Origin of the sequence: Janthinobacterium sp. GW456P (assembly GCF_002127655.1) — a bacterium.
GTDB lineage: Bacteria > Pseudomonadota > Gammaproteobacteria > Burkholderiales > Burkholderiaceae_D > Janthinobacterium.
In genome coordinates, this window is record NZ_NEHB01000013.1 from 37,974 (window position 1) to 55,743 (window position 17,770).

Annotated in this window: 16 protein-coding genes and 1 pseudogene; 3 read left to right on the forward strand and 14 right to left on the reverse strand. The window is 62.4% G+C overall.

Features of this window, described 5'->3' with window-relative positions; all coding sequences use genetic code 11:
* Nucleotides 1-8: 8 nt before the first annotated feature.
* Nucleotides 9-176, forward strand: a pseudogene (locus CBW66_RS29415) (IS1595 family transposase); the annotation flags it as partial.
* 119 nt (nt 177-295) lie between these two features.
* On the forward strand, nt 296-772 hold the full coding sequence (locus CBW66_RS13635; RefSeq protein WP_253251340.1) for an IS1595 family transposase: 477 nt from the start codon (nt 296-298) through the stop codon (nt 770-772).
* A gap of 60 nt (nt 773-832) precedes the next feature.
* On the opposite strand, the gene ppsA is transcribed toward CBW66_RS13635, so the two are convergent.
* Nucleotides 833-3,265: a phosphoenolpyruvate synthase gene (gene ppsA / locus CBW66_RS13640; RefSeq protein ID WP_086137792.1), complete on the reverse strand. Its 2,433-nt coding sequence runs from the start codon at nt 3,263-3,265 to the stop codon at nt 833-835.
* Nucleotides 3,266-3,417: 152 nt separating this feature from the next.
* Between ppsA and CBW66_RS13645 the strand changes: the two genes are divergently transcribed.
* Nucleotides 3,418-4,266, forward strand: coding sequence for a pyruvate, water dikinase regulatory protein (locus CBW66_RS13645; RefSeq protein WP_070288024.1), 849 nt, complete (start codon nt 3,418-3,420; stop codon nt 4,264-4,266).
* A 45-nt stretch (nt 4,267-4,311) separates the two neighbouring features.
* On the opposite strand, the gene CBW66_RS13650 is transcribed toward CBW66_RS13645, so the two are convergent.
* The 13 genes from CBW66_RS13650 to uppS form a co-directional block, all read right to left on the reverse strand.
* Nucleotides 4,312-5,526, reverse strand: a complete 1,215-nt coding sequence (locus tag CBW66_RS13650) for an aminotransferase class V-fold PLP-dependent enzyme (RefSeq protein ID WP_086137745.1) — start codon at nt 5,524-5,526, stop codon at nt 4,312-4,314.
* A gap of 21 nt (nt 5,527-5,547) precedes the next feature.
* Nucleotides 5,548-6,333 carry an RNA methyltransferase gene (locus tag CBW66_RS13655; RefSeq protein ID WP_086137744.1) on the reverse strand — a complete coding sequence of 262 codons (786 nt, stop codon included), beginning with the start codon at nt 6,331-6,333 and terminating at the stop codon, nt 5,548-5,550.
* Complete coding sequence (rnhB, locus tag CBW66_RS13660; protein WP_086137743.1) at nt 6,330-6,968, reverse strand: ribonuclease HII; 639 nt, start codon at nt 6,966-6,968, stop codon at nt 6,330-6,332. The genes CBW66_RS13655 and rnhB overlap by 4 nt, the downstream gene beginning before the upstream one ends.
* Nucleotides 6,969-7,012: 44 nt before the next feature.
* Nucleotides 7,013-8,188: a lipid-A-disaccharide synthase gene (gene lpxB / locus CBW66_RS13665; protein WP_086137791.1), complete on the reverse strand. Its 1,176-nt coding sequence runs from the start codon at nt 8,186-8,188 to the stop codon at nt 7,013-7,015.
* Entirely contained in the window at nt 8,172-8,963 is a 792-nt protein-coding gene (gene lpxA, locus CBW66_RS13670; protein WP_070221515.1) for an acyl-ACP--UDP-N-acetylglucosamine O-acyltransferase, read from the reverse strand. Before lpxA ends, lpxB begins: the two co-directional genes overlap by 17 nt.
* Nucleotides 8,963-9,457 (reverse strand): 3-hydroxyacyl-ACP dehydratase FabZ, encoded by a 495-nt coding sequence (fabZ, locus tag CBW66_RS13675; RefSeq protein WP_086137742.1) that lies wholly within the window; start codon nt 9,455-9,457, stop codon nt 8,963-8,965. Before fabZ ends, lpxA begins: the two co-directional genes overlap by 1 nt.
* Complete coding sequence (lpxD, locus tag CBW66_RS13680) at nt 9,454-10,509, reverse strand: UDP-3-O-(3-hydroxymyristoyl)glucosamine N-acyltransferase (protein WP_086137741.1); 1,056 nt, start codon at nt 10,507-10,509, stop codon at nt 9,454-9,456. Before lpxD ends, fabZ begins: the two co-directional genes overlap by 4 nt.
* Before the next feature lie 21 nt (nt 10,510-10,530).
* The gene (locus tag CBW66_RS13685; protein WP_046684967.1) at nt 10,531-11,049 is read right to left on the reverse strand and encodes an OmpH family outer membrane protein; all 519 of its coding nucleotides are present in this window, start codon (nt 11,047-11,049) and stop codon (nt 10,531-10,533) included.
* A 51-nt stretch (nt 11,050-11,100) separates the two neighbouring features.
* Entirely contained in the window at nt 11,101-13,437 is a 2,337-nt protein-coding gene (gene bamA / locus CBW66_RS13690; protein ID WP_086137740.1) for an outer membrane protein assembly factor BamA, read from the reverse strand.
* Between the two features lie 83 nt (nt 13,438-13,520).
* Nucleotides 13,521-14,882 (reverse strand): RIP metalloprotease RseP, encoded by a 1,362-nt coding sequence (rseP, locus tag CBW66_RS13695; protein ID WP_086137739.1) that lies wholly within the window; start codon nt 14,880-14,882, stop codon nt 13,521-13,523.
* Nucleotides 14,879-16,063 carry a 1-deoxy-D-xylulose-5-phosphate reductoisomerase gene (gene ispC, locus CBW66_RS13700; protein ID WP_086137738.1) on the reverse strand — a complete coding sequence of 395 codons (1,185 nt, stop codon included), beginning with the start codon at nt 16,061-16,063 and terminating at the stop codon, nt 14,879-14,881. The genes rseP and ispC overlap by 4 nt, the downstream gene beginning before the upstream one ends.
* Nucleotides 16,064-16,071: 8 nt before the next feature.
* Nucleotides 16,072-16,905: a phosphatidate cytidylyltransferase gene (locus CBW66_RS13705; protein WP_086137737.1), complete on the reverse strand. Its 834-nt coding sequence runs from the start codon at nt 16,903-16,905 to the stop codon at nt 16,072-16,074.
* Entirely contained in the window at nt 16,905-17,672 is a 768-nt protein-coding gene (uppS, locus tag CBW66_RS13710; protein WP_070288000.1) for a polyprenyl diphosphate synthase, read from the reverse strand. The genes CBW66_RS13705 and uppS overlap by 1 nt, the downstream gene beginning before the upstream one ends.
* Nucleotides 17,673-17,770: the final 98 nt, after the last annotated feature.

Here is a 17,770-nt window from a genome sequence, read left to right on the forward strand (position 1 = left end):
TGCTGGGCGTGCACCGCAACACCACCTTTCGCTGGCGCCACCGGTTTTTATCGTTGGCAAAAACGGACCGGCCGCATTGCCTGCATGGCATCGCCGAAGCGGACGAACTGTATGTGCTCGAATCGGAAAAGGGCGCGCGGCATCTGACACGTCCGGCGCGCCGCCGGGGCGGCCATGCCCGCCAGCGCGGCATTTCCGATGAGCAGGTCTGCATCCTGGTGGCGCGCGACCGCACGGGGCAGACCCTCGATTTCGTCACGGGAAAAGGAGCGCTGACGACAGCGCAGCTGCATGCCTGCCTGCCACGCTTCATCGACAAGGACATTTTGCTGGTCACCGACGGCCATGCCGCCTATCGCGCCTTTGCCAAGGAAGCGGGGATCAGCCACCAGGCCGTCAATTTGCGCGCAGGCATCCGCGTGCAGGGNCAGCGCAGCTGCATGCCTGCCTGCCACGCTTCATCGACAAGGACATTTTGCTGGTCACCGACGGCCATGCCGCCTATCGCGCCTTTGCCAAGGAAGCGGGGATCAGCCACCAGGCCGTCAATTTGCGCGCAGGCATCCGCGTGCAGGGCGCCGCGCATGTACAGAACGTCAATGCATATCACAGCCGCCTGCGGGCATGGCTACGCCCCTTTCACGGCGTGGCGACGCGCTACCTGCCGAATTACCTGGGCTGGCGCTGGATACTCGACGCCAGGCGTATCCGTTCGCCGGAAACATTATTGAAGGAAACGCTGGGAGTGTTCCCACATCTGACGGTGACATAGCCATAAAAAAACCCGCTGCCGGGTGAGCGGCAGCGGGTTTTCAGAAGGCGGGCAAGACGCTTACGCTTTCAGCGCAGCGAGCTTTTGCCAGGTGTCGATCACCGAGTCGGGATTCAGGGACATTGATTCGATGCCCTGCTCCATCAGCCAGACGGCGAAGTCCGGATGGTCGGAAGGACCCTGGCCGCAGATGCCGATGTACTTGCCGCGTGCCAGGCAAGCCTTGATGGCCAGGGCCAGCAAGGCTTTCACGGCCGGATCGCGCTCGTCGAAATCGGCGGCCAGCAATTCCATGCCGGAATCGCGGTCCAGGCCCAGGGTCAGCTGGGTCAGGTCGTTCGAACCGATCGAGAAGCCGTCGAAATGGTCGAGGAACTGGTCGGCCAGGATGGCGTTTGACGGCACTTCACACATCATGATGACGCGCAAGTCGTTCTCGCCGCGCTTCAAGCCATTCTTTGCCAGCAAGTCGATGACTTTCTCGGCCTGGCCCAGGGTGCGCACGAATGGCACCATGATTTCCACGTTCGTCAGGCCCATGTCATTGCGCACGCGCTTCATCGCTTCGCATTCCATGTTGAACGCTTCGGAGAAGTCGGCCGACAGGTAGCGCGCCGCACCGCGGAAGCCCAGCATCGGGTTTTCCTCGTCCGGCTCGTAGCGCGAACCGCCGATCAGCTTCTTGTACTCGTTCGACTTGAAGTCGGACAGGCGCACGATGACTTTCTTCGGCCAGAACGCGGCGGCGATGGTGGCGATGCCTTCGGCCAGCTTGTCGATATAGAACGCTTTCGGCGAAGCGTGGCCGCGCGCCACCGATTCCACGGCCTTTTTCAGGTCGGCATCGATGTTCGGGTATTCGAGGATCGCGCGCGGATGCACACCGATATTGTTATTGATGATGAATTCCAGGCGCGCCAGGCCCACGCCCGCATTCGGCACGGACTGGAAGTCGAACGCCAGCTGCGGATTGCCCACGTTGAGCATGATCTTGGTATCGAGCTTCGGCAATTCGCCGCGCGACACTTCCGACACTTCCGTTTCCAGCAAGCCGTCGTAGATCTTGCCTTCGTCGCCTTCGGAGCAGACGACGGTGACGAACGTGCCGTCTTTCAGTACGTCGGTCGCGTCGCCGCAGCCGACGACGGCCGGCACGCCCAGTTCACGGGCGATAATTGCTGCGTGGCAAGTGCGGCCGCCACGGTTGGTGACGATGGCCGACGCGCGCTTCATGACCGGTTCCCAGTTCGGGTCCGTCATGTCGGCAACGAGCACGTCGCCTGGCTGCACGCGCTCCATGTCGGCCGGATCGTGGATCACGCGCACGGGGCCGGCGCCGATCTTCTGGCCGATGGCGCGGCCGGACGTCAGCACGGTGCCCGTGCTTTTCAGCTTGAAGCGTTCCTGCACGTCGGTCGCCTTTTGCTGCGACTTGACGGTCTCGGGACGCGCCTGCAGGATGTACAGCTTGCCGTCGCGGCCATCCTTGCCCCACTCGATGTCCATCGGACGGCCGTAGTGGCTCTCGATGATGACGGCGTACTTGGCCAGCTCGACCACTTCGCTGTCGTTCAGCGAGTAGCGGTTGCGCATTTCGACCGGCACGTCGACGGTTTTCACGGAACGGCCGGCTTTCGCTTCGTTCGTGAATTCCATCTTCAGCAGCTTCGAGCCGATATTGCGGCGGATCACGGGCGACTTGCCCTTTTCCAGCATCGGCTTGTGCACATAGAATTCATCGGGATTGACGGCGCCCTGCACCACGGTTTCGCCCAGGCCATAGCTGGAAGTGACGAAGACCACGTCCTTGAAGCCCGATTCCGTATCGATGGTGAACATCACGCCGGCCGCGCCCAGGTCGGAACGCACCATGCGCTGCACGCCGGCCGACAAGGCCACTTCAGCGTGCGTAAAGCCCTTGTGCACGCGGTACGAGATGGCGCGGTCGTTGTACAGCGACGCGAACACCTGTTTCATGGCGTCGAGCACGTTGTCGATGCCGACCACGTTCAGGAAGGTTTCTTGCTGACCGGCAAAAGACGCGTCCGGCAAGTCTTCCGCCGTGGCCGAGGAACGCACGGCAAACGACATTTCGGTGTCGGAATCGGCCACCAGCTTGGCGTAGAACTGATCGATTTCAGCGGCCAGGCGTGGCTGGAACGGCGTTTCGACGATCCATTGACGGATCTCGGCACCGGCTTGCGCCAGTGCGCGCACGTCATCGATGTTCAGCCCTTCGAGGCGCTGGGCGATGCGGTCGGCCAGCGGCAAGCCGCCGTTGGCGCTATACGACAGGAAGTCGCGGAAGGCCTGCGCCGTGGTGGCAAAGCCGCCTGGCACGCGCACGCCGGCTTCCGCCAGCTGGCTGATCATTTCGCCCAGGGAGGCGTTCTTGCCGCCGACGGATTCAACATCCGTCATGCGCAAATGCTCGAACGAGGCAACATACACCGCGTCCTTGTCTTCCTGCTGTTGCGATACTGCGTTGGTCATAATGACACCCTTACTGATGATAGAAATCTTTACGCGCGGCGCACAGACAGTCTTCTTGTTATTCTTGGCGTCGTGCAGCACAATCATACCGTTGCAGCCATTTTACCTTGTGCGGCGCAAATTGACGACGCACAATCTTGATCCGAAAACCCATGACACAAGAACCACGCCCTCCTCTGCCCTCCGCGGCCCGCACCGTTTTCTTCGTTTCCGACGGTACCGGCATCACCGCCGAGACGTTCGGCCACTCGGTGCTGACGCAGTTCGATCTGCGCTTCCGCCAGATCCGCCTGCCCTTCATCGACACCATGGACAAGGCCTACGATGCGGCGCGCAAGATCAACGAAGCCTTCGCCGCCGATGGCCAGCGCCCGATCATTTTCTCCACCCTGGTGAAGAACGACTTGTCGGCCGTGATCCGCAAGTCCAGCGGCATGCACATGGACCTGATCCAGACCTTTGTCGCCCCGCTGGAGCAGGAACTGGGCGTGATGTCGACCCACACCATCGGGCGCTCGCACAACATCGTCGACAGCGAGGAATACAAGAACCGCATCGAGGCGATCAACTATTCACTGGCGCACGACGATGGGCAGTCGCACAAGAACCTGTCCTCGGCCGATGTCATTCTGGTGGGTGTTTCGCGCTCTGGCAAGACCCCGACCAGCCTGTATCTGGCCATGCAATACGGTATCAAGGCGGCCAATTATCCGCTGATTCCCGACGATTTCGAGCGCGACAAGCTGCCATCGGCCCTGCTGGAATTTAAGAATAAAATTTTCGGATTAAGCATTACGCCCGAACGTTTGTCGGAAATACGCAACGAAAGACGCGCTGGAAGCAAGTATGCGGCCATCGAAAACTGCCGTTACGAGGTCAACGAGGCGGAAAAAATGATGAAACGCGAGGGTATCCGCTGGCTGTCGTCGACCACCAAGTCGATCGAGGAGATCTCCACGACGATCCTGCAAGAGATTAAGCCGAACCGCCGCGAATACTGAGAACACCTGACCAAACCTGCTGCGCGTACGCTCGCTGCGGTTTTGTCAGGCGTTCGCCTCGCGGGATAGCGCCGTCAGCGCGGCGACCAGCCGGTCCAGTTCACCGGTGGTGGTCGTGACCGCCACCGTGGCGCGCACGACATCGGTATCGCCGATATTGCGCTGCACGGTAAAGACGCCGAAGCGCTGCAGCAAGGCTTGCTGCAGATCGCGCGCGCTCATGCCGTCGACGGCAAAGGCCACCAGCGCCGTGCCGCGTTTGGCATCGAGCGGCGACAAGATTCGCACGCCGGGCAACCGCGCCACCCGCTCGACCCAGTAATTGCGCAGCCAGGCCAGGCGTTCCATCTTGGCCGGCGTGCCGCCCAGGCGCGCATGGAAGTCCAAGGCGGCCGGTGCGGCCAGGATGGCGCCGATCGGCGGCATGCCCATGTGCAGGCGGCTGCGGATATCGTCCAGCGGATAGTCATCGTCGCCACAGTGCGGCTCGATCTTGTGCAGCTGCGAGGCGCGGATATACACGACACCGAGTCCCGCCGGCGCCCCCAGCCATTTATGCAGATTGAAACCGGCGAAATCGATGCCCATGGCCTGCACGTCGACGTCGACCTGTCCCAGCGCATGGGCGCTGTCGAGCAGCACGTCGATGCCGTGTTCGCGCGCCAGCGCCATGATTTCCCGCACCGGCATTTGCTGGCCGTTGGCCGGCGTCACCTGCGACAGCAGCAGCAATTTCGGCTTGACGGCCTCGCGCATGGCTTGCGCGTAACGGGCGATGATCTCGTCATCACCGATGGGCAAGCACAAGGTGACTGGCGTGCTGGTGACGCCACGGCGCTGTGCCAGCCAGCGCATGGCCGTGCGCATGGCCGGATAGTCGAGATTACTCCACAGCACGGTATCGCCGGGCGCCAGGCCGTGGTATTGCGTGATCAGCACCTGCATCGACTCGGTGCCGCTGCGGGTCAGCAGGATCTCGTGCGGTTCGGCATGGATCAATTCAGCGACACGCTGGCGCAGAATATCCACATGCGTGCGCGTAAAGTCGCCACGCACGAAGGGACTCAGCTGTTCATTGGTGTAGCGCACGGCCTGCTCGAAGGCCGCTTGCACGGGCGCGGCCATGGCACCGAAATAGCCGTGTTCCAGATTGACGATGACGTCCGGCGGCGCGGGATAAAACGCGGCGACCTGGCGCCACCAGGCCTCGTCACGCGTGGCTCCGTCAGCAAGCAAGGGCAGAACTGGATGGTCAAGCATGGCGGGCCTTGGTTTGAATTATCAGGACTGGCCCTGGCGCAACTGCTCGAAGAAGCACACGGCGGCGCACGCCGCCACGTTCAGCGACTCGATCTGGCCCAGGTGGGGAATCACCACCTGGCGCGTGGTGATCGACAGCAGGTCGTCAGCCACGCCCTGCCCTTCATGACCGAACACCCACGCCACCGGCACGCTCAGGTCGAGGTCGTACAGGCGTTCGCTGGCGTAGCCGCTGGTGGCCACCGTCATCACCTTCGAGGCCGACACCAATGCGGCCAGGTCGACGTTTTCAAAAATGTCGAGCACGAAGTGCGCGCCCATCGCCGCACGCAGCACCTTGGGAGACCAGCAGAAGGCCGTGCCGGCGCTGCAGTACACCTGCGTGATGCCGGCGGCGGCCGCGCTGCGCAGGATGGACCCCACGTTGCCCGGGTCTTGCAGGTTATCGAGCAGCACGGCCGACACGCTCAGGGGCTGCGTGACGGCCCGTTCCGGCGTCTCGACGAGGAACATCACGCCCACGCCGTGCTCGACCTGGCTGACCGCGTTATACAGTGCATCGGGCAAGCCCAGTACATGCGCGCGCCGGCTTTCCAGCTGGCCGACGATGTCCGCCACTTCCGGGTTCTGCAAGGCGCTTTCGCTGACGATGCACTGTTCCGGCAAGCCGCGCAATGCCAGGAAAGACTGGCACAGGTGCACGCCATCGAGCAGGGTGCGGCCCGACTTGCGGCGCGCCTGCGAACTGCCGGCCAGTTTCAGCAGCTCCTTGTATTGCGCGTTGTCGCGCGAGGTGATCGTCTTCATGCCGCCACCTCCTGCCCGCCAAACAGGGCGATCACGTTGCGCACGGGCGCGAACGAGCGGCGGTGCACGGGCGAGGCGCCGTGCAGGTGCAGGCGCTCCAGGTGCAATTTGGTGCCATAGCCCTTGTGCTGGTCGAAGCAGTACTCGGGATAGGCCGCATGCAGGTGCACGAGGGCCGCATCGCGCGCCGTCTTGGCCAGGATCGAGGCGGCGGAAATGGCATCGACCTTGTCGTCGCCGCCGATGATGGCCATGCCACGTATCGGCATCACGGGGCAGCGGTTGCCGTCGATCAGCGCCAGGGTCGGTACGGTCGCCAGGGCCTCGACGGCGCGGCGCATGGCCAGCATCGACGCCTGCAGGATGTTCAGACGGTCGATTTCCTCTTCCGACGCTTCGGCGATGGCCCAGGCAAGAGCCTTGGCCTTGATTTGCGGCGCCAGCAGGTCGCGCTTCGCTTCACTGAGTTTTTTCGAGTCGCGCAAGCCGTCGATCGGCTGGTTCGGGTCGAGGATCACGGCGGCGGCAAAGACGGGGCCGGCCAGCGGACCGCGGCCTGCCTCGTCGACGCCGCAGATGATTTCATCGAGCGAGAATGGCAAGTCGTCAAACAGGCCGGGATAGATATTTTTCACGTTGAATCTTTGGTTGGTACTGCGGTTGAAGCGGTGATCGGGGCTTACTTGCGGTTGGCGGCGATGACCTGCATGACGGCGTTGGCGCTTTCGCGCGCGCTGTCGCGCAGCAGGCTGTGGTGCATGTCCGTGAAGCGCTGCACCAGGCGCAAACGGCCCGGCACGTCGCTCAGCTGCTGCCACATGGCGTCCGCCAGCGCTTGCGGACTGGCCGCGTTTTGCAACAGCTCGGGCACCAGATAATCGCGTGCCAGGATGTTCGGCAAACCAATCCACGGCTGGTAACCCATATGACGCATGATTTCCCACGAAGCGCGCATCATCTTGTAGGCAATGACCATCGGCTTCTTGTACAGCGCCACTTCCAGCGACGCCGTGCCGGATGCCACCAGCACCGCATCTGCGGCGCAGATGGCCGTGTGCGAGCCGCCATCGGTGAGCAATATCTCGATGTCCTGCAAGCCCGCCTCACGGATCAGTTGCAAAAAGTACTGGCGCTGCTTTTCGCCGGCCATGGGCGCGACGAAACGCAAGGAGCGGTCGCGCGCCAGCAGCAGCTTGCAGGCGCCGACAAACGCCGCGGTATTGTATTTGAGTTCGCCCATGCGGCTGCCCGGCATCAGGGTCACGACATTCGCGTCCTCGGGCAAGCCCAGGGTGCGGCGCGCGGCCGCTTCGTCGGGCTGCAAAGGGGTCATCTCGGCCAGCGGATGGCCGACATAGGTGACGGGCACGCCCGCCTTGCGGTAAATCTCTTCCTCGAAGGGGAAGATCACCAGCATGTGCGAGACGGCCTTGATGATTTTCTTGATGCGTCCGCCGCGCCAGGCCCAGATCTGCGGCCCGATGTAGTGCACGGTGGGGATGCCGCCTTCCTTCAGCTGCTGCTCAAGCCCCAGGTTAAAACCCGGGTAGTCGGCGCCGATGAAGACGTCGGGACGCTCGGCCAGCAGCTGGTCGCGCAGCGCGTTCTGGATGCCCTTGATTTCGCGGTAGCGGGGAATGATCTCGAACAGGCCGCGCACGGTCAGTTTGTCGAGCGGCCAGTCGGAAACAAAACCCTGTTTGGCCATGTGCTCGCCGCCGATGCCGTGGAAGCGCGCGCCGGGCAGCTGCGGCACGAGGCCGGACAGCAGCCGGCTGGCCAGCAGGTCGCCCGACACCTCGCCGGCAACGATGGCGACCGACAGGCCGCGCTCCTGGTCAGCGGACGATGCCACGCGACGCGACGCCAAGGAATTCGCGCATGGCGCGAATGTGTTGCGCCACCTCGGGCGAGGAAGCCTGCTCTTCTTCGAACAGGGCCGCCTTGGATTCTTCCAGGGTCAGTCCGGCGCGGTAGATGAGCTTATACGCGGCGCGGATGCCGTTGATCTGCTCGCGCGTAAAGCCGCGGCGTTTCAAGCCTTCGATGTTGACGCCATGCGCCTGCGCCGGATTGCCGTTCAATAGGACGAACGGCGGCACGTCCTGCGTCAGGCTGGTACTCATGCCGACAAAAGCGTGCGCGCCGATCTTGCAGAACTGGTGCACATTGGCGAAGCCGCTCATGATGACCCAGTCGCCGATCTCCACATGGCCCGCCAGCTGGGCATTGTTCGAGAAAATCGTGTTATTGCCCACCAGGCAGTCGTGCGCCAGGTGCACATACGCCGAGATCCAGTTGTCATTGCCCAGGCGCGTCACGCCGCCGCCCTGCACGGTGCCCGTGTTGAAGGTGCAGAACTCGCGGATGGTGTTGCGGTCGCCGATTTCCAGGCGCGTCGCCTCGCCCGCCCATTTTTTATCCTGCGGCTGCGCGCCGATGGAAGAAAACTGGAACAGGTGGTTGTCGCTGCCGATCGTCGTGTGGCCGTCGATCACCACGTGCGGGCCGACCCGGGTGCCGGCGCCGATGCGCACATGCGGACCGATGATGGTGTACGGGCCCACCTCGACCGAGCTGTCGAGCTCAGCCTTCGGATCGATGACAGCCGTGGAGTGGATGGCCGCCATTACTGCCCCGCTGGCTGACTCATAGACTGGCTTGCATCCTGCGCGCTGCGGATGGTGCACATCAGTTCCGCTTCCACCGCCAGCTTGCCGTCGACCGTACCGACGGCCTTGTATTTCCAGATGCCGCGCGAGACGCGCAGGATTTCCACATCCATCTTCAGCTGGTCGCCCGGCTCGACTGGACGCTTGAAGCGCGCATTATCGATGCCGACAAAGTACACCACCGAATTCTCGTCCGGTTTCACGCCCATCGTCAGGAACGACAGCAAGGCCGCCGTCTGCGCCAGCGCTTCGATCATCAGCACGCCGGGCATGACCGGCTTGTGCGGGAAATGGCCCTGGAAGAATTCTTCGTTGACCGTCACGTTCTTGATGGCGGTGATGGTTTTGTTCGCTTCCCAGTCCAGCACGCGGTCCACCAGCAGCAGCGGATAGCGGTGCGGCAGCAGCGATTTGATGGCGAGGATGTCGAGGGTCTTGTTTTCAGTAGTCATTTTTCGTCTTGCATGGTCAGTGTTTTAATTGTTTTTTCAAGCGCGCGTATCTTCTCGCGCATGCTTGACAGGTTGCGCACGATGGCGGCGCTCTTTTCCCAGTCGGCGTTCTTGGCCAGCGGATAGAAGCCAGTGTACTGGCCCGCTTCCAGGATCGAGCGCGAGACCATGCTGCCCGAGCCCACGTGGACGCGGTCGGCGATCGTCAGGTGGCCCAGCACCATGGCGGCGCCGCCAAAGGTGCAGTACTTGCCAATGATGGCGCTGCCGGCCACGCCGACGCAGCCGGCCATGGCCGTGTGCGCGCCGATATGGCAGTTGTGGCCGATCTGGATCTGGTTATCGAGCTTGACGCCATCTTCGATGATGGTGTCGGCCAGTGCGCCGCGGTCAATGGTGGTGTTGGCGCCGATATCGACATCGTCACCGATCACCACCCTGCCCGTCTGCGGTATCTTGATGTACACGCCGCCTTCGTTGGCGAAGCCGAATCCGTCGGTGCCGATCACGGCGCCCGAATGGATGATGCCGCGCTGGCCGATCACGCAGCGCGCGTGGAAGGTCACGTTGGCGAACAGCTGGGTACCGGCGCCGATGACGGCGTCGCGCCCCACGACGCAACCGGGTCCGATGACGCAGCCGGCGCCGATGACGGCGCCCGCTTCGATCACCGCATGCACGCCGACGGAGGCGCTGGCGTCAACCTGCGCGCTGGCGTCGACAAAGGCGCCCGGATGGATGCCGATTGGCGCCTTGATCTCGTGCAGGGCGGCGAAATACTGCGCCGCGCGCGCGAAATACACATAGGGATTCGGGGTGACGATGCGCGCGCCGGCGTACTCGCCTTTGATCAGCGCATCGTCGGCCGGCGTGAGGATCAGCGCGGCGGCGCCGCTCTGGGCCGCCTGTGCGCGGAATTTGCTATTGCTGAGAAAGCTGATGTGCGAAGCGCCGGCGTCGGCCAGCGGCGCGATCCCTGACACTTCCAGGTTCGGATCGCCCGCCAATTGTCCGCCGAAGCGTTCGACCAAGTCTCCTAGTCGAGTGCCCATCTAATTACCTCTATTCTAATATCACTTGTCCAGCGCCTTCAGCACCTTGTCGGTGATGTCGATGCGCGGGCTGGCCCACAGGGCTTCCTGCAGCACGATGTCATATCCTTCGATATGCGCCATCTGCTGGATGATGGTGTTGGCCTTTTCCGCGATGGCGCTGCGCTCTTCATTCGTGCGCTGGCTCAGGTCTTCGCGGAACTCGCGCTGGCGGCGCTGCAGCTCCTTGTCCAGCTCGAAAAACTCGCGCTGGCGCTTGGCGCGCTCCGCCTCGCTCAGGGTCGGCATGTCCTTTTCCAGGGCTTCGTTGGCCACCTTGAAGCGGGCAGCCAGTTCCTGCACGGCTTTTTCGCGCGAGCGGAACTCTTCGGCCAGCTTGGCGCTGGCCAGTTTGGCCAGCCTCGATTCGTTATAAATACGTTCGCTGCTGATCCAGGCGATCTTCGACTCCTGAGCCTGCGCCTGCACCGGCAACAGCGAACTCCAGCACAATGCGATCACGGCAAGGGTCTTGGGCAGGGTAGCGGATGCGGTGTTCATGATACTCCATGGTCAAAAAGTTAAAGCTGTCGCCCCCGTTCAGATGGCCGGTTAGAAACCGGTGCCCATCTGGAACTGGAAGCGCTCCAGGCGGTCCGTCGGCTTGGCGTTCAGCGGCTTGGCGTAGCTCAGCTTGAGCGGACCCACCGGTGAAATCCAGCTGATGCCCAAGCCAGCAGAATAGCGCAATTGCGAGATCCGCATTTTTTCGCCTTCCTGGTAGACCTGGCCGCCGTCAAGGAAACCGAACCAGCGCAAGCTGCGGTCATTGCCCGAACCCGGGAACGGCATCTGCAGTTCCGCGTTACCGATCAGGCGCGAAGCGCCGCCCAAGGCATCGTTGGTGCTCGGTTCGACCGCGCCCAGCGAGGAACTCAGGTAGCCGCGCACCGAACCGATGCCGCCGCCGTAGAAGTTCTTGAAGACCGGATACACGTGCTTGCCGATACCGTGGCCGTAATCGATCTCGCCCTTCAGCGCCAGGGTGACCTTGCTGAACAAGGGACGGAAATACTGGTGCTCATAAATGGCGCGGAAGTATTTCTGGTCGCCGATCAGATCGGCCTCGAGGTTGACGCGCTGGTAGCGGCCGATCGATGGCGTCAGGGCGCTGTCGCGGCTGTCGCGCTGCCATGCCGCCGTCAGCGGGATGGAATTCGTGGTGGCCGAACCGATACCGTCGGACGGGCCGCCATTGTCGATCACGTACTGCTTGAAGCGGATCGGGCTGGTGATATCGGTTTCGATGCGCGAGCGCTCGGCGCCGATGCCGAAGAAGACGGTGTCGACTTCCGAGAACGGCACGCCGAAACTGACGCGGCCACCGGTCTGCTTGATCTTGTAGCTGCCGATGTTCAGCGCCGGCGGTTCCGTCGTGCGCAGGTAGACTTCGAAGCTGCGCGAAATACCGTCGTCCGTGAAGTACGGATTGGTTTGCGAAAACGCGATCGTGCGGCTGTAATGGCTGGTATTGAGTTCAATGCCGACCGTGTTGCCGCTACCGGCGAAGTTGGCTTGCGAAATCGATGCCGACAGGGTGAATTTTTCCGATTGCGAGAAGGCGCCGCCGATCAGGAAGTTACCGGTAGGTTTTTCCACCACAGTCACGTTGACGTCGACCTGGTCGGTCGTGCCCTGCGCTTCCGGCGTGTCGATGGTCACGTCCTTGAAGTAGCCGAGGCGGTCGACACGGTCGCGCGACAGCTTGATCTTGTTGCTGTCGTACCAGGACGATTCGAACTGGCGGAATTCGCGGCGGATGACTTCATCGCGCGTGGTGGTGTTGCCGGCGATATTCATGTGGCGCACGTAGACGCGCTTGCCCGGATCGATGAAGAAGGTGAAACCGACTTCGTGCTTTTCGCGGTTGATTTCGGGATTGGCGTTGACGTTGGCAAAGGCATAGCCGAACGTGGCCAGGCGGTCCTGGATGCGCTTGTTCGTCGCCGTCAGGCGCGCGCCCGAATAGATGTCGCCTTCGCGCATCAGGTTCAGCGCTTTGAGCTCTTCTTCGCGGCCGAACATCTCGCCTTCGAACTTGGTGCCGGCGATCTTGTACTTTTCACCTTCGGTGATGTTGATCGTCAGGTAGATGTCTTTTTTATCGGGCGTGATCGACACTTGCGTCGAATCGACCTGCATCTCGATATAGCCGCGGTCCAGGTAGTAGGACTTCAGCGCTTCGATGTCGCCCGTCAGCTTGGTCTTCGAATACTGGTCGGCCTTGGTGTACCAGCTGAACCAGCCGCCCGTGTTCAGGGCCAGCTGCTCGCGCAGTTCCTTGTCCGTGAAGGCCTTGTTGCCGACGATGTTGATCTGCTTGATGCGGGCCACCTCGCCCTCGTCGACGGCGAACACCACGTTAACGCGGTTGCGCTCGATCGGCGTGACGGTGGTGGTGATCTTCACGCCGTACAGGCCATGCGACAGGTACTGGCGCTTGAGTTCCTGTTCCGCGCGGTCGACGGAGGCCTTGTCGAAAATCTTCGCTTCACCGACGCCGATTTCCTTGAGCGCCTTGACCAGCACGTCCTTTTCAAATTCCTTGGTACCGGTAAATGCCACGCTGGCGATGGCCGGACGTTCCTCGACCAGCACCACCAGCACGTCGCCATCGGCTTCCAGGCGCACATCCTTGAACATGCCCGTCGCATACAGGGCCTTGATGGCGGCAACGCTCTTCTCGTCGGAGAACGTTTCGCCGACCCGCACCGGCAGGTAGGCAAACACGGTGCCCGCTTCAGTACGCTGGATCCCTTCGACCCGGATGTCCTTGACAGTAAATGGCTGGACGGCCAGCGCGTGGCCGGAACAGATGGCCATGACGGCGGCGCCGATCAGGCTGCGGCGAAAGGAAGGCAAGGCAAAACGAGCAGAATGTAATTTCATTGGGGTTATTCAATGGGTAAATCAATGGACAACATACACAAAAGATTGCTTGTGCGACTCACGCAATGGCATCAACCAGCGTCCTAATTCAGCAATCGCAACACGTCATTAAAGACGGCAAGCACCATCAAGGTCAGCAACAAACCTATCCCCAGGCGCTGAGCAATCTCGCCTACGCGCTCCGGCAAGGGGCGTCCGGTCAAAACTTCCAGCGAATAATACAGCAAATGCCCGCCATCCAGAACAGGAATGGGTAGCAAATTCATCACGCCCAGACTGATACTGATGAAGGCGATGAAGCTCAGGTAGCTTACCAAGCCGATGCGCGCCGTCTGGCCCGCGTAATCGGCGATGGTAATCGGTCCCGTCACATTCTTCAGAGAAACCTGGCCGGTGATCATTTTGCCCAGCATTTTCAGGCTCATGACACTGGTATCCCAGACCTTGGCGGACGCCTTGGCCACGGCAGAGAACGGTCCGGAGGCCACGATGATCATATCCGGCACCTGTCCCAGCTTTGCTTGTATCTTACCAACTGTTACAGCTCCCTCTGCCCCGGCGCCCGGCACGGCGTCCGGCGTAATGGGCAAGGTCAGGTCCTGGCCCTGGCGCAAGAGCCGCAATTGCAAGGTGCGGCCCGGCGCCTGGCTCAGGGTGGCGATGACGGCCGCCACGTCGTGCACGGGCTGTTCGTCGATGGCCAGGATCTGGTCGTTTTTCTGCAGGCCGGCGCGCGCGGCGGCGCCATCGGGCATGATTTCCATCAGCGTGGGCGCCGAACGGGCCAGGGTCAAACCCAGCTTGCCCAGCACGTCGCCTTCCAGGTCCGTCTCCGTCAGACTGGCCGTCGGCAAGGTCGCTTCCTGCTGGCCACGGTCGGGACGGCGCACTTCGATGCGCGCCGGCAGCTTGTCGAGGGTGGCCTGGATCAGTTCCCAGCGCAGCTCGGACCAGCTGGCCACGGGCTTGCCATTGACGGCTTCAACGGTATCGCCGCCGCGCAAGCCGGCCGCATAGGCGGCGGTCTGTTCGGCCACGGGACCGAGCTTGCTCGACGGCTCTTCGATGCCATGCATGAACAGGCCCGCGTACAGCACGATGGCGACGAGGAAATTGGCCAGCGGGCCGGCGGCCACGATGGCGATGCGGCGCCACACGCTCTGGCGCGTGAATTCGCGGCGCAATTCGCTTTCCGGCAAGTCGCTGAGGTCTTGCGCGCGGCTGTCGAGCATGCTGACATAGCCGCCCAGCGGCAGCGCGGAAATCGCCCATTCCGTCTGGTCCTTGCCAAACTTGCGCGAATACACCACTTTTCCCATGCCAATCGAGAAACGCAGCACTTTCACGCCGCACCAGCGCGCCACCAGGTAGTGGCCCAGCTCGTGCAAGGTAATCAGTGAACCGAGCGCGACGATAAAAGCCAGCAACGTGGTGATGAGCGTCATGCAGCCAGCCTTTGCGCGATATACGCTTGCGCGGCCGCTCTGGCGAGGCGGTCCTGCTCCATCACGGCGTCGATGCTCGAAGCGGCGCCATGCGGCACCGTCTCGATCACGTGCGCGATGACCCTGTCGATCTGGCGGAAGCCGATCTGCTCATCAAGAAACGCTTGCACGGCCACTTCATTGGCCGCATTGAGCAAAGCCGGCGCCGTGCCGCCCGCGCGCAAGGCGTCGAAGGCCAGCGCGAGGCAGGGGAAACGGCGGAAATCGGGACGTTCGAACTGCAAGGTAGCCACTTGGGCCAGGTCCAGCTGCGCCACGCCGGAAGCGATGCGCTGCGGATACGCCAGCGCATGGGCGATCGGCGTGCGCATGTCCGGATTGCCCAGCTGGGCCAGCACGGAGCCGTCGATGTACGAGACCATCGAATGGATCACGCTTTGCGGGTGGATCAGCACCTCGATCTGGTCGGCCGGCGCACCGAACAGCCAGTGCGCCTCGATCACTTCCAGGCCCTTGTTCATCATGGTGGCCGAATCGACGGAAATCTTGCGTCCCATGGCCCAGGTCGGATGCTTGCATGCCTGGTCCGGCGTGACTGTGTCGAGCGTCTCGACGTCGCGCGTCAGGAAAGGGCCGCCGGAAGCCGTCAGCACGATTTTCGCCACGCCCGCCGCGCCTGGCGCGCGGCCATGGGCGTGCGGCATGCACTGGAAGATGGCGTTGTGTTCGCTGTCGATGGGCAACAGCACGGCGCCGTTGTCATGCACGGCATCGATGAACAGTTGGCCGGACATGACCAGCGCTTCTTTATTGGCCAGCAATACTTTCTTGCCGGCACGCGCTGCCGCCAGGGTGGGCGCCAGGCCGGCCGCGCCGACGATGGCCGCCATCACGCCCGTCACTTGCGGCGCGCTGGCGATGGCGCACAGGGCGTCCACCCCGTACTCGACTTGCGTATCGACGCCCTGCCCGCGCAGCAAGCGCGTCAGTTCAAGGGCGGCGTCGGCCGTGGCGACGACGGCGCGCTGCGGACGGAACCGCAGGCACTGGGCGGCCAGTTCGGCCACGCGGCTGTGGGCGCTCAGCGCATACACGCTGTATTGCTCGGGATGACGCGCGAGCACGTCCAGGGTGGACACGCCGATCGAGCCGGTCGCGCCAAGAATGGTGATGTATTGCATGAGTTTCCTTAAAGCCAGCTGGCCACGAGGGCGGCAAATGGCAGGACCGGGATCAGCGCATCGATACGGTCGAGTACACCGCCATGGCCGGGCAGCAGCTTGCTGCTGTCCTTGATGCCGGCACGGCGCTTCAGCTGGGATTCGAACAGGTCGCCGACGATGCTGGCCGCGACGATCAGCAGCAGCACCAGCAAGGCCACCAGCCAGCCGCGGCGCAATTGCAGCTGCACGGCGAAGGTGTCTTGCAAGACCGGCAGCGATGGCGCGGCCACGATGGTGATGGCGGCGATCACCAGCACGGCGATGCCGCCGCCGATGGCGCCTTCCCAGGACTTACCTGGGGAAATACTTGGCGCCAGCTTGCGCTTGCCGAACGCCTTGCCCGAGAAATAGGCGCCGATATCGGCGATCCACACGAGGGCCATCACGGACAGCAGGTACAAAGGGCTATGCAGGAACAGGGCGATGATGGCGACGAAGCAACCGACGATGGTCACCGGGTACACGAAGCTGAGCAAGGTATTGCCCAGGCCTTCGGTGGGCGGCAAGCCTGTTGCCAGCGAAGGCACGAAGCGGATCAGCCAGATGGCTACGCACAGGGCGAACCAGAAATTGAGCTGCGCCATGCCGTTGCCGACAAAAAACGTATACGCGAAGGCGGCAGTCCAGACGGCGGCGATCAGCAGCGCCTGGCGATTTTTGAAGATGCGGAAGCTTTCCCAGACGGCGGCGCCGAAGAACGCCGTGACGATCACGGCGAAGGCGGGGAAATAATTCAGATACAGAACCGGCAGCAAGACCGCCAAGAGGACCAGGGCGGTGATTATCCGTGTTTTCAGCATCAGTTTGTCTTTTCAGTTAATTGCGCGCTGGTGCGGCCAAAGCGCCGTTCGCGCTGCTGGTAAGACGCGATTGCCGCGTCGAGGCACTCGCCATTGAAGTCGGGCCAGAAAGTTTCGGTGAAAAACAACTCAGTGTACGCCAGTTGCCACAGGAGGAAATTGGAAATACGCTGCTCGCCGCCCGTGCGGATGAACAGGTCGGGCTCGGGTGCGTAAGCCATGGCCAGGTGCGGCGCCAGTTGCTCTTCCGTATAAGCGTGTCCGGCAGGCTGGCCATCGGCGAGCGCCTCGGCCGTCATTTTATTGACTGCCTGCATGATGTCCCAGCGGCCGCCGTAGTTGGCGCAGATGGACACCGTCAGGCGCGTGTTGTTCGCCGTCTTGCGCTCCGCATTGGCGATCAGGGTTTGCAGCTCGTCGTTGAAGCGCGACAAGTCACCCACCACCTTCAGGCGGATGTCGTTCGCATGCATCTTGACCACTTCGCGTTCCAGCATCGTGACGAACAGGCGCATCAGCATCGACACCTCTTCTTCCGGGCGGCGCCAGTTTTCCGAGCTGAAAGCAAACAGGGTCAGGTATTCGACGCCGCGCTCGATACAAGCCTCGACGATGCCGCGCACGGCGTCCGCGCCCTTGACGTGGCCAGCCACACGCGGCAGGAAGCGCTTGGTTGCCCAGCGACCATTGCCATCCATAATGATTGCCACATGGCGCGGCACCGTGCCCACTTCAGGTACTGCCGTTGTCGAACTCGAATAGATCATGAAAACACGAATACCAAAAAATAAAAGATAACTATTATGCTCCAAATAGCACTGCCCGGAAAAGCCGTGCTTTCCCGGGCAGCGCCAAAAGGACTGAA